The sequence below is a fragment of the Nostoc sp. genome (assembly GCF_054880495.1).
The window spans coordinates 117,654-130,509 of sequence record NZ_JBTYKD010000104.1 but is presented as its reverse complement, the minus strand read 5'-3'; the positions used below and the strand labels follow the sequence as shown (position 1 = coordinate 130,509).

General features: G+C 38.9%; 9 protein-coding genes. 2 read left to right on the top strand and 7 right to left on the bottom strand.

The genetic code is table 11. The features are described from left to right. The 7 genes from ACYTXL_RS12265 to ACYTXL_RS12235 all read right to left on the bottom strand — a co-directional run bounded on the left by ACYTXL_RS12265 (position 1) and on the right by ACYTXL_RS12235 (position 9,918). Positions 1-1,641: an alpha/beta hydrolase gene (locus tag ACYTXL_RS12265; RefSeq protein WP_461924981.1), complete on the bottom strand. Its 1,641-nt coding sequence runs from the start codon at positions 1,639-1,641 to the stop codon at positions 1-3. Between the two features lie 23 nt (positions 1,642-1,664). Beyond that, positions 1,665-2,456 (bottom strand): alpha/beta fold hydrolase, encoded by a 792-nt coding sequence (locus tag ACYTXL_RS12260; RefSeq protein WP_461924980.1) that lies wholly within the window; start codon positions 2,454-2,456, stop codon positions 1,665-1,667. Positions 2,457-2,517: 61 nt separating this feature from the next. Next, positions 2,518-3,846, bottom strand: coding sequence for a cation:proton antiporter (locus ACYTXL_RS12255; RefSeq protein WP_461924979.1), 1,329 nt, complete (start codon positions 3,844-3,846; stop codon positions 2,518-2,520). 523 nt (positions 3,847-4,369) lie between these two features. Continuing rightward, a complete protein-coding gene (locus ACYTXL_RS12250) occupies positions 4,370-5,446 on the bottom strand; it encodes an AI-2E family transporter (protein WP_461924978.1) in 1,077 nt (358 codons plus the stop codon). A gap of 194 nt (positions 5,447-5,640) precedes the next feature. Beyond that, on the bottom strand, positions 5,641-6,828 hold the full coding sequence (locus ACYTXL_RS12245; protein WP_461924977.1) for a permease: 1,188 nt from the start codon (positions 6,826-6,828) through the stop codon (positions 5,641-5,643). A gap of 35 nt (positions 6,829-6,863) precedes the next feature. Further along, the gene (locus ACYTXL_RS12240) at positions 6,864-8,987 is read right to left on the bottom strand and encodes an amylo-alpha-1,6-glucosidase (RefSeq protein WP_461924976.1); all 2,124 of its coding nucleotides are present in this window, start codon (positions 8,985-8,987) and stop codon (positions 6,864-6,866) included. A gap of 118 nt (positions 8,988-9,105) precedes the next feature. Continuing rightward, the gene (locus ACYTXL_RS12235) at positions 9,106-9,918 is read right to left on the bottom strand and encodes an SDR family oxidoreductase (protein ID WP_461924975.1); all 813 of its coding nucleotides are present in this window, start codon (positions 9,916-9,918) and stop codon (positions 9,106-9,108) included. A gap of 679 nt (positions 9,919-10,597) precedes the next feature. Between ACYTXL_RS12235 and rppA the strand changes: the two genes are divergently transcribed. Both rppA and rppB read left to right on the top strand, forming a co-directional pair. Next, positions 10,598-11,332, top strand: coding sequence for a two-component system response regulator RppA (rppA, locus tag ACYTXL_RS12230; RefSeq protein ID WP_461924974.1), 735 nt, complete (start codon positions 10,598-10,600; stop codon positions 11,330-11,332). A 42-nt stretch (positions 11,333-11,374) separates the two neighbouring features. Beyond that, on the top strand, positions 11,375-12,709 hold the full coding sequence (gene rppB / locus ACYTXL_RS12225) for a two-component system sensor histidine kinase RppB (protein WP_461924973.1): 1,335 nt from the start codon (positions 11,375-11,377) through the stop codon (positions 12,707-12,709). Positions 12,710-12,856 lie beyond the last annotated feature (147 nt).

Below are 12,856 nucleotides of genomic sequence, written 5' to 3'. Positions count from 1 at the left end.
TTATTTAAACGCTTTTTGTAGTTGTTCATCTGTCAGAGATTTAATTAAACTTAACGGTAGTGGTTGCTGACTAATTGTATTAACGTAATCTGTACTCAAATAAGGAAGGTAATTTGACTGTTCAGCAATGTATGTTTCAAAAAAGGGAACACTCAAAGCTTTAACATAACGACGTGCCAAAGCAGGACTTGAACCGATTACTTGTGTAGGAAGAGGTACGGTTGCATTTGGTGATTCTGCAATAGTAGAAAAATGTGTACCACCATTGATAAGTACTAAATATTTACTTGGAGTTGTTAACCAAGTAAAAGGCTGAATTTGCTCTGTTAAAGCGGGAGCAACTGTATCAGAACTGCCAGATACAATCATCACCGGAATTTTGATTTGGCTGAGACTAGCTTGACCAAAAATACTACTATCAACTGGATCGATCGCAATTACTGCTTTTACCCTTGCGTCAGATAAATTATATTTAGTATTTGGTAAATTTAGCCCTAAACATTGAAGTAAAAGCGAAACATTTAACGTATCTTCCAAAGCTGGACAGTCAGCTTTCAGTTGCTCAAAATTAATCTTTGCACCCGCCAATGCTAATGCCGTATATCCACCAAATGATTGCCCTATTACACCAACTTGTTCTAAATCTAAACGTCCCTTAAATGTTGAATCAGACTGTGATAATCTAGTAAGTTCATCTAGTAAAAATTTAATATCTAAAGGTCTATCAATTAGTTCTCTAGGATTGGTAACTCTATCTGCTGTACCTGCTAATAATGCTTGCAGTTGTCTTGCATCACTACCAGGATGTTCTGGAACAGCAACCACAAAACCATAGGAAGCGAGATGTTCAGCTAGATATGCAAAACTCGTTCTATCAGAACCAAGTCCGTGCGAAATGACAATTATCGTCCGAGGAGTTTGAGCAGTTGGGAGGTAAATATCAGCAGGAAATCTCCTCTGACGTGAGAGGTCATTAAGTGTAATAGTTTGCTTTGAGAAGCGAAAACTTCCGATTTTTCCCAAGTCCATTAATGGAATGGTCTTAAGTGTAGAAGTTATAGTTAGTTTTTGTTGGGATTGTTGGTTAATAAATGCTACTGCATTTTGAGTTTGATTTACTAAATTCTGTAATGACTCTGCTATTGCCAAACTCTGGTTTAAGTTAATGGAAATTGCACTTGCTGGAAACTTGTGTAATACATTTAAAAGCGTAAAATCTTTAGAATCTGCGGCTGACAAAATCAGTGCTGCACGAATTGCATAGAACCCTGATAAGTGAGATTCTGTTTGAATAACTTTCCCCAATTTTTCTAATAATCGCTCACCAATGGGTGTATAAAGAAATTGCGAAACTTCTACTTGATTTAAAGGAATAGGAGTTAGTAAAACCTGACGCAGTTGAGCTAGTTGTTTTTTGTCTACATAATGACTATATCCAGCTAAATCATTGTCTAATTTGCCTGTTCTAGCATAGGTTTCGAGCGAACTAATTGGGATATAGCTTTCTAAAAGACCATAATTAAATTTTATGCGCTCTGCACCTAACGCGGGATAAGCAGTTAGTGTAGGTAGCAATCCTATACTAAAAATTCTCAAAGCCAATTTTAGCCAAACAGTTTTTTTATCTATCAAATGAGTCATGGTATATCATTTAAAATAGTACACTATGCAACAGTAAAATTAGCGGATAATAAAAGTTGATAGAGATTAACATCCCTTTCAACTAAGCAAGCATGACCGCTATGAGGTAAAGTTATTATCTGATGATTAGGGAAAATATTACTTAAATATTGTGCTTCTGCTTCTGAAGGTAAAAGTCGGTCATTTCTACTACCAATTAGTAAGACAGGTTGAGTAATTTGAGATAATTTATTCTCGTCAACATCAAATTCTCTCATCAGAGATAATCGCTGATTAGCAGTTTCTTGTGGTGCGGAACTAGTCGATTTTGAAAGAGCTTGTCTAGCAGTAGGTGAAATTCGACTTAAATTAGCTAAAAAAGATAAAGATAAAAACGAGGATATTTTATAAAAAAGTTGAGGTGTGTAAGGAAATAAAAGTGAACCTAAGTTTAACCAAGGTACTCGATGAAATGAAGAAGCAGAATTAATTAAAATAATCTTTGTAAATAATTGAGGAAACTTTTCTAATACTTTAAGTGCCAAGCAACCACCGAATGATTCTCCACAAAGATAAACGTGCGAGCGCGGTACTTTTTCTAGTTCTATCTTGGTTAAAGCTACCACTTTTTCTGCCATTTCATCCCAACTTGTTAGAACATCAGGGGGAATGACAAAACAACGTACATCAAAAGCTGCTTCTAACCCTGCTGTTTGAATATACATCAATTCCTTGCCAGTCTCATCCATTCCAGGTAGAAATACAAAGAGTGGATAATTAGAGTTAGATAATTCGGGAGTTAAAAAATAAGGATGACTACGAATTTTAGATGGCATAAATAAACTAATTTACGAGAACAAGAGTGATAATTTCGATAAGTTAGTAAAAAATTTTTAACTACGACTCAATTAACTCAGAAGTAAAGCTGTTTTTATCTACATCTTTTTGGCTATTGACATCATCATTAGTTGCTTGCAAACAATCTTGATCTATTTGATCTACTAAACGTAAATCAAGCAGGCTGGCGACCCAACCAGCCGTCAATCCTTGGAAAAAAACTGTCATCATTATTGTCAAAAATACTAAGGCTTTAATTGAATCACCGCCATTGATACCCTGTTTTGTCAGTGAAACTGCAAACAAAGAGGCTAAAGAAGCAGCTACAATTCCACGAGGAGCAACCCAAGATAAAAATAACTGCTGTTGCCAGTTAAAACCTTGATTCCAGGTAGATATTAAAATATTAATAGGACGCACTATTAGCATCAGCACTAGAACTGTCAGAACACTACCCCAACCTAAAGCGAAAACACTGGCAATTGATAAGTCTGCTGCTAACAGAATGAACAAAACCGAATTAGCTAAAATGCTCAACTGTTCATTAAACTTACGCAATAAAGATTCTGAAGGTAGGTTACTAGCTCTTAAAACTATCCCCATAACTACAGCAACCACCAAACCAGATTCACTACGTAACACCTGTGCCAAACTAAATAAACCCCAAACACTAGCTAAAACGACTAGATTTTTTAACTCTTGGGATAAGAATTGATCCTGTTTGATAAGTTGGGATAGTAACCAGCCTCCAGCTATACCAATAGCTACGCCTATACCCAAACGCAAAACTAGACCCTTAATTAAAATTAGTGGCTCCACATCTCCACTCAAAACAAAGTGAAGCACAATCACAGCCAAAATCGCACCAATTGGATCGATAAAAACACCCTCTCCTTCTAAAAGTGTTGAGACTTTTTTCTCTACACCAATTTGTTTGAGGAGTGGATTAATTACTGTTGGCCCTGTCACAACTACTAAGGAGGCATAAAGAAAAGCAATTGACCAGGGAAATTCACTCAGCCAGTGTGCAGCCATTCCAGCACCAGTTAAGGTAATCAGCACTCCCAAAGTGACAAGATTGCGAAGACTACTAGAAACCTCTTTTAACTCTCCTAACTGTAGATTTAAACCACCCTCGAATAAAATCAGCGCCACTGATAGGGAAACTACAACTTCTAAACCAATGCCCAGTAAAGATGGATTTAAAAAATCAAAACCATCTCGTCCCAGAAGAATCCCAAACAGAAGTAGCAAGACGATACTAGGAATGTGAAAATAACCAGCTAAAACTTGAGCAGCAATACCAGCCACAACTGTTGCACTGATCAGAATAGTAATGGGCAAGGATTCTTCCATAGAAAAATTAAGTCGTGCTGTACAACCTCCCATAACTGAATCTTCCTAAATTATGAGGTTTATATTTCAGGAAAAAATATAGCTATTTACGCTGTGCTGTACTAGCTTTTTAACAGGCTGATACTGGCGCGACAGGCTATGCATAGTTTACTTCACTAAAGGAGTATACTAACGCACTGCTAGCGATCGCTACAAACTCAATACGCTTGGGTTAAGGGCTACTGGCAACAATTTTGGGTTTTCGAGACGCGATAAATCGCCGTCTCTACAAATATTTTGTTGCTCATTCTGAACTGTATTGGCTACTAAATCTACAGAATTGCTCTACAGTCGGAGTCTCTTCAAATTGCACCATTATTATGTCAAATGCTTATAGACTAAACATTGTGTACATCGTATTTTAGCCAAACTTACCACTGAGATATTCTTTAGTTGCTTGGGCTTGGGGATTGCTATTTATCAGAAATGTGTTGAAAGGCGATCGCTATTCAATACCTTCGCCAATTTACGAGGCTTAGGAATAGTGTTCACCTGAGTGAATATGATAGTTGCTTATTTAGTCGTTCGATTCAATATCTATTCTACCTTCAATTCCTACCGACTCTATCAGCTTTTCTTCAGGCATAAACTCATCAATCAACGTAATTATCACTGCTGCCGCAGGCACTGCTAGCAGCACACCAATAAATCCAAATAGCTTACCCATTACCAAAAATGTCACAATCACCATTACTGGATGAATATTAACTTGCTGACCCATCACTAAAGGCTGAACAATATGGGCATCTATTTGATTCATTACAAAGAAAAGTATTAATACAAATATTAGTTTTAGCGGTGAAATACTCAATGCTACTAATGCTGGTAAAAAAGCACCAATAATCGAACCAAAGTAAGGAATTATTTCAAATAATCCTGTAATAATCCCAAATGTTAGGGCTGACGGAATCCCCAAAATCAAAAGTCCAAACGTTACTCCAGCACCCAGAAATATCATCGCTATTCCTGTACCAAAAATCCAGCCTCGCAATCTTATTTCACAAGCCTTAAGGATTCGTTTAAACCTCTGTTGATGTTGCCTTGGTACTAATCTTAAAATCCCTTTCACTAAGGAATTAGGATCGTAAGCCATGTAAAGCGCTAAAATTAACGTCGCTACCAACTCAACGGTTAAACTTAAAGCTTCACCTAAGAAAACTGGTACTCCCCTTAGCAACTGCTCGGTCAAATTCCGTAATTGTATTAGTGCTCGCGAAATGTCAGGAATAAAAGTGAATTTTTGGCGCAGTTGTTCAACATCTCCTGTCAACGTATTGAGATAAGTTGGTAATGTTTTGATTAATTTTTGAGATTCAAATGTCACATTAGGTAGGACTACAGTAGCTAATACCACCACAAATCCGATGATTAATCCAATCAGTAGCAAAACAGCAACATCTTGTGATTTGACTAACTTTTGTAAAAATCGTAATAGAGTTCGCAAAATTAAAGCGATCAATGCTGCAATAACCAAAAGTTCTAATACTGGTAAAAGTTGATATAAAATGTAGAGTGCCGCAGCTACTATTACTGCCAATGGCGCACCACGAGTTAACTGCGACCATCCATTGTCTGTATTTCTGGAATTCGACATTACTATCACTTCTTATTATGTTTTAATTTTTCAAATTTAGTGCCTGGGATGGCGCAGAAGTTTTCTCTTTAAAAGTAGCTGTGAGCCTGATTATCGCAAGCCTATTTTTATTTACTTTAGCCTATAATGACCAGATAAGTTTAATTTTTTTATTTTATGCCTTAAAAATTCCCTTCCAGATTTGCGAGATTATTTCACTGTTTATGGTGTTCGCTATCTTCTTGTTCGCTGCCGCTATTCATCATTTGCAGCATATTCGGCCCACCAGTGTTGAAGAACCGCGCAACTAGTAAAGCTGCTAGAGCCAAAAACAAAATATTCAATACTGTAGTGTAGTTAAATTGGATAGATGCCTCAACTACTTTGGCGTTGTGTTCTTGTGGTATTAATCCCAAAATTTGGAACAGAACTTCAATGATTAATGCCGCGCTTACCATCGCTGTGTAGAAAGCGATCGCTAGAAATATGCTAACTTTTAAACTGTAATATTTGCGGTAAATATTCAAAATTGGTAGTATAATCAGGTCGGCAAAAATAAATGCAACTACACCTCCAAAGCTAATACCTCCATTCCACAGCACAGCCGCTAGAGGAACATTCCCCACAGAACAAACAAAGGAAAATATTGCTACAATTGGCCCGACAATGGCCCCCCATAATTTCGACCATATAGGGTGATCTGTGAGAAAGAATGCTTGCCAAAAGTCGTTGGATACCCAAGCAGCCAAAGCCCCTGCAATTACTAATCCCAGCGCAATATCTAACCATACTGAAACCCAGTCCATGACAAAGTAGTGGCTAATAGATGTAAACCCTTTATCAGAAAAAATCCTTTGCCAAATGGAACCTTCTGTCACCGACATATCCATGTTGGCGTGTCCTTCCATTTTGCCAGAGAGTCCCCGGTTGGCTTGCTGTTTAGCTGCTTTCACCATCTGGGGTTTTAGGAATACTTTAAATAGAAACACTAATATGGCAATCATCAACAACCCACCGACATACTCAGCCAGGGTAAATTGCCACCCCATTAATACTGCCAAGATAATGCCTAGTTCAATGACTAAATTAGTTGAGGCAAATTGAAATGCGATCGCTGCTGTAAAGTTACCACCTTTGCGAAAGATGGAACGGGCAAGGGCGACAGAAGCATAAGAACATGACGATGAAGCTGCACCTAAACCACAGGCTACTGCGATCGATTTTGGTGACGCATCTGGTAGTAGTCGGCTCATTTCCCCTTTGGAAATTACCGCTTGAACAATACCTGATAGTGTAAAACCAAGAATGAGCGCCCAAAGAATTTCCCACAACATAGAAAATGTCATGTTGAGTGCTAGGAAAATTCCATTGATGGGGTCGCTAAAAGGGTTTATAGTGTTCATTTTTATCAATTATCAGAATAGTTTTATCCCAATTCCTAAGTAGTAGAAACTTCTAATTCACCATCGAGATGGGTAACTTCCCATTGAGTCTGTTCGCCATCACGCCAAAATCGCAATCCCACAGTAGCGTCTCCCACGGACAAATTTGTGAGTTCTAAATCGGGTAAGCAATCTGGTAGATTCGGCTGTACTTTTAACTGTTGTTTTGAGGCATCAGCTTTGAGTCCTAAAATGGTACGAATGAGTAAGAAAATTGAACCAGCAGCCCAAGCTTGGGGTATATTAGCGTCTGGGTATGGGACTGGAAAGTTATCATCTTGGCGTTCAATTCCCGCAAACAATTCTGGCATTCGCCCAGCTTGAAAATAACTAGCAGCAGCAAAGATACCCTCAGCAATGCGGTTAGCTTCTTGGTGATAGCCATATCGCTTTAATCCGGCGGCAATTATGGAATTATCATGAGGCCAAACACTACCCCGTTGATAACTAATCGGGTTATATGCCTGATTTTGAGATGAAAGAGTCCGCACACCCCAACCACACCACATATCTGGTTGAAAAAGTCGGTTAACAAGTTTTTTTGCTCGTTCCTCTGGGACGATACCAGACCAGAGCAAATGACCAGGATTTGAGGTAATTGATTGAATTTGCTGCTTTTTATCGTCTAATCCTAAACAGTAAAAGCCAACTGATTCCATCCAAAAGCGATCGTTAAATCTTTGATAAAGTTCTTCGGCTTTTTGACGCAGCTTTTTCGCTTGTTCTTTTTCGCCCCAGACTTCATAAATTAAAGCTGCCCTCAGCCACGCATCATAAACGTAGCCTTGGACTTCACATAAAGCGATTGGCGGCTCAACTAACTCACCGTTTGGGTAAACTATTGCGTCACCCGAATCTTTCCAACCTTGATTGCGTAATCCTTTTGACGAACGAGTTAAATACTCAACAAAGCCATCCCCGTCCAAGTCGCCGTATTTGTCAATCCAATTTAGCGCCTTTTCCAGTGGCGCTCGACACTCATCAAGCATACTGAGGTCGGCGTTCCAGTTATAGGCTTCAGATAAAGTAACAATCCAAAGGATGGTAGTATCTACTGTTCCGTAGTAGGGATGATATGGAAGTAGGTTGAGTGTAGTTAACTCATCGCGCCGCATTTCGTGCAGCATTTTGCCCGGTTGGGCATCGTGCCAATCATCCAACTCAGTTGCCTGGAGTTGAGCCAGCTTCAGTAAGGTGCCACGGGCAAATTCATGATAAACTGCGATCGCTTGCAAGCTAGAAATTATTGAGTCACGTCCAAAAACAGCAACAAACCAGGGAATACCAGCAGCAGGCATCCAAAATTGATGTCCATTATCATCCACCTCAATCCGCAACGCTCCCATATCTGCGATCGCTTGCTGATAATATTCGGCAATTTCAGCATTAGACGATCGCAACTTTGTTGCATTAGTCAGAAATTCATCCCTAACCTTTCCCGCTTTCGTATTGTGAGGCACAGCGCAGGTATTTTGAGGTTTGAAAACATTTCCATCAGCTAAGGCTGTAAAATTGACACAAGTGTGCCATGTTTTCCCAGGAGCAATGACCACATCAAAAATTAAACGACCATTGGCATAGCGTGGCTCAGAATTACCACAAACTGGCTCAATCACAATACCTCGCAAGAAAGAGCCATTGCGATATTCAGTAGTAAGTACACCATTTTCCCATTTGGTTTGTGTCTCACCCCGCGTCAATATTTGCTGTGATTTGACTTCAAAAATATCCGCAAAATCAGAACGCACAGCTAGCATTAATTGAAACTTAACAGCTTCACTGTGATAGTTAATTATATCAATATCTTCATGCATACCTTCCACAATGTCGCGCCGAACAGTTACAAGCAAACTACCAGCAGGTAAAGAGCCGTTGATAATAGGAAGTTGTGGGTTAGTGAATTGGTAAAGTGCATTATGATGGGTGATATTGCTAGAGGCTAGCAGCGAAAGGCGATAGCGATTCAGAGAAATTTCGTAGTAAGAAATCAGCCGTGTGTCCCAAACAAAAAAACCTTGAGGTAAATTCTCGTCGATAGAACCATCACTAGCCGTTACTAAAAAAGAGGAACCATCGTTAATGGTTATCAAACCCGAATTGACAGTAACTTTTGTAGGCATTCTCAATTAACCAATTGTGTGGTTTTAATTTCCCCGCTTCCAACAAGCAGCAAGTTTTGTGGCTCTTTTTAAATCCCAGCTACAAAACTTAAGTACGAATTACGAATTATGAATTATCTTAACCATTCTCTGTAAAACCTGGATACAATGTCATACCACCGTCTACAAACAGTGTTGTACCGTTGACATAATCAGAGTCATCAGAAGCCAACCAAACTGCTGCTTTGGCGATATCTTCTACATCACCCACACGTTTTGCTGGAATTAGTTTTAGTAAATTTGCCTCTGCTTGTGGGGTATCCCAAGCTGATTTGTTAATTGGGGTTTTGATTGCACCAGGAGCAATACTATTAACACGAATTTTGTGGGGGGCAAGTTCTTGGGCAATACTTTGCATCATCATATTAATACCACCCTTGCTAGTAGCATAATTGACGTGACCAGCCCAAGGAATTACCTGATGCACAGAACTCATGCAAATAATCTTACCTGCCGCACATGAAATATCAGGCTTCACACCTCGATGCAAGAATTCCTTTGCGGCTTCCCTAGCACATAAGAATTGTCCCGTTAGATTTATCCCAATAACTGCATTCCATTGATCGAGGGTCATATCTATCAATGCTGAGTCTTTTTGAATGCCCGCATTACTTACTAAAATATCAATAGTGCCAAATTGTTTAAGGGTTTGGCTGAACATTGCCTTTACTTGGTCTTCTTTGCTGACATCGGCTTGAATAGCGAATGCTTCTCCATTAGCAGCTTTGATATCATCAACAATTTTTTGGGCTGACTCAGCTTCAGAATGGTAATTGATAGCTACCACTGCACCTGATAAAGCTAAATAGCGAGCGATCGCTTCACCAATCCCAGAACTACCACCTGTCACAAGTGCTTTTTGACCTTTAAGCAGATAAGGGGAATAACTCATAATACTTTTTCAGAATTTTTGCTATGTATTTTCATTTGCAAAGTTTGAGGATAGCCGATATTGAAAACTTATGATTGAATCCAAATTGAAGCAAGCTGTCCTACGTTGAACTTTTTATACCAATTACATATTTTGCTTATGTGTTTAATTTTTGACAGCTATTTTGGTGATTCTGGCATTACTTTAGAGGTTTGCAAGAATGAACGCTTCTAGCCATTGGAATAATAAATATCTCTACCGAAAGAACTATAAAAATTTCATCACGATTTCATTATTGGATGAAATCTTTAAAGGATGAAGTAAATGAAGAGAAAAAGGGCAGGGAGCAGGGGAAAACCCCATAAATAAATTTATTAAAATTGAAAATTGGAGGAATTTAGCTAACAGGAAATCATAATTTATTTGGTTCTTCAGTACCTGTTATGCCAAATTATTAGTTAAACATCAAAATTTGGCTTAAAAATAAGGTTAAAAGCCAAAATCATTACTAAAACCATAAAATGTTAGTAAATAATGTTAATTCTGTTGATAATTAAGGGTTTCAGGATTTTATCAAAGGAATTTAGCATAACAAGTACTGAAGATCCATATTTATTTCTTTAGTAGAATAAGGATTTCATAATTATTTCACTTTTTCGTGAAAGCGTAATTAAAGAAGGCTTTTAGCATTGGGTTGACTATGCGGCTGATATTAGTTGAGGATGAAGCAGATTTAGGTGCAGCAATCAAACAAGTCCTGAGCCATGAGGCGTATATAGTTGACTGGTTTCTAGATGGTACTCAGGCATGGCAATATTTAGAAACTGGGTGGACTGAGTACACACTTGCGATTTTTGATTGGATGCTGCCTGGAGTATCGGGGATAGAGTTGTGTAAATGGTTGCGATCGCGCCAATTAACTCTACCTGTATTAATGCTAACGGCTAAAGACCGAATGGAGGAAAAGATTATTGGTCTAGATAGCGGTGCAGATGATTATTTGGTTAAACCCTTTGATATGGCAGAACTGCTGGCAAGATTGCGAGCATTACAACGGCGATCCTCTTACGTAGGAGTAACGCTGACACCTCAAGTCCAACCCCGACGCTTACAAGTAGGTTGCCTGACGCTCAATTACAGCACTCATCAACTTACTCGTCAGTATGGTCACGGAGAAAATCAAGTATTATCTTTAACTGTCAAGGAATTTCAATTGTTGGAATATTTCATGAGACATCCTAACCAAATTGTCAGCCGCGACCAAATTATTAATCAGCTTTGGGAAATTGGTGCAGAACCAGTTAGCAATGTCGTAGCAGCACAAATTCGCTTATTGAGACGCAAATTAGGAGAAGAAGAGAACGAATCTTTGATTGAAACTGTTTATGGTATGGGCTATCGTCTCAATATTCCGGCCGCGGAAATAGGCAGATGATTTCTGCTAAGACAGCGACACTTTCACCAAGGTTATAGAAATATGGAACGCAACCCCATTTTCCACCAGACTCGGTTGCGGCTGGCAGCTTGGTATACCCTCGTCATGGGCGGTATTTTAGGGCTATCTAGTTTGGGGGTTTATAGTGTGGTTGCCCATGCCTACTATGAAACCATAGACCAGGGATTGCAATCAGTCGCAAAGGCACTCCATAAAAGTATTGAACCGGCTTGGCAACAACCCGGACAATTACAACGCCTGAATAAAGAATTTTCTTTAGAATTATGTGTGGCTCAGACAAATTGTTTGCCTAAAATAACATCTATTAAAAAATCAATCACAGAGGCGGCGAATCCAGTTAATTACTATATACGCTTATTGAATCGCTCAGGAAAACTTTTTGCTAGTGGAGGTATGGAATTTGACAAGTTACCGATTACCTCAGAATTACAGCATTGGCAAATACTAACAGATTCTTCTGGCGCTCGATACCGCGAAATCACTTTACCTTTGTATACTCAAAAACAGGTTTCGGGTTATCTACAAGTGGCGCGTAGTATCACTGATTTAGACCAACATCTGGCTTATTTAAGATTAGCTTTGGTGTTGGGATTACCAATTTCCATGATTTTCGTTGGGTTGTCTAGTTGGTGGTTGGCAGGAAGGGCAATGCAACCTGTATATCTTTCCTACCAACAAATGCAACAATTTACTGCTGATGCTGCCCATGAGTTTCGCACACCTTTAGCAGCAATGTACTCTACTATTGAAGCTGCTATCAAGTTACAGCAAGAACCAAAATCCAATGGTGGAATTTTAGATGTACTCAAACGCCAAAATCGGCGACTATCACAATTAGTAGGAGATTTGCTGTTATTAACGAGGATAGACCAAAAAGAACTAACAGGAGAATATCAGTCTTGCTGTTTGAATGATTTAATTAGCGACTTAATTGAGGAATTAGCATTTTTGGCAGTAGAAACTAAAGTCAATCTCTCTAAACAGGTACAAATCCTAGAAAAACTGTATGTGATGGGAAATGAAGAACAGCTTTATCGCTTAATTTCCAACTTAATTGCTAATGCAATTCAAGCTACATTTAGCGGTGGAAAAGTTACGGTTTTTTTGGAAAAAAGTGAGCTTTACGCCATGATTAAAATTCAAGATACAGGAATTGGTATTGCTGTTGAACATCAACAGCGAATTTTTGATCGCTTCTACCGAGTAGATCGCGACCGCTCTCGTACCTCTGGCGGTTCGGGTTTGGGATTAGCGATCGCCATCGCGATCGCCAGAGCGCATAAAGGCAATATTCACGTTCAAAGTCAACCTGGGCTAGGTAGTACATTTACAGTTCGACTTCCTCTTTCATCGTGATTTCTGGAAATAAATGTTGCTATCTAGTGCATTATTTATCTTGATAACGATATTCTATGCTAAAGCTTTTGTTTAAAATCTGACTTTTCACGTTATGTGGAAAAGCCATGAAAAACCTAACCCCCTTCCCTACCAGGGTTGGGGGAA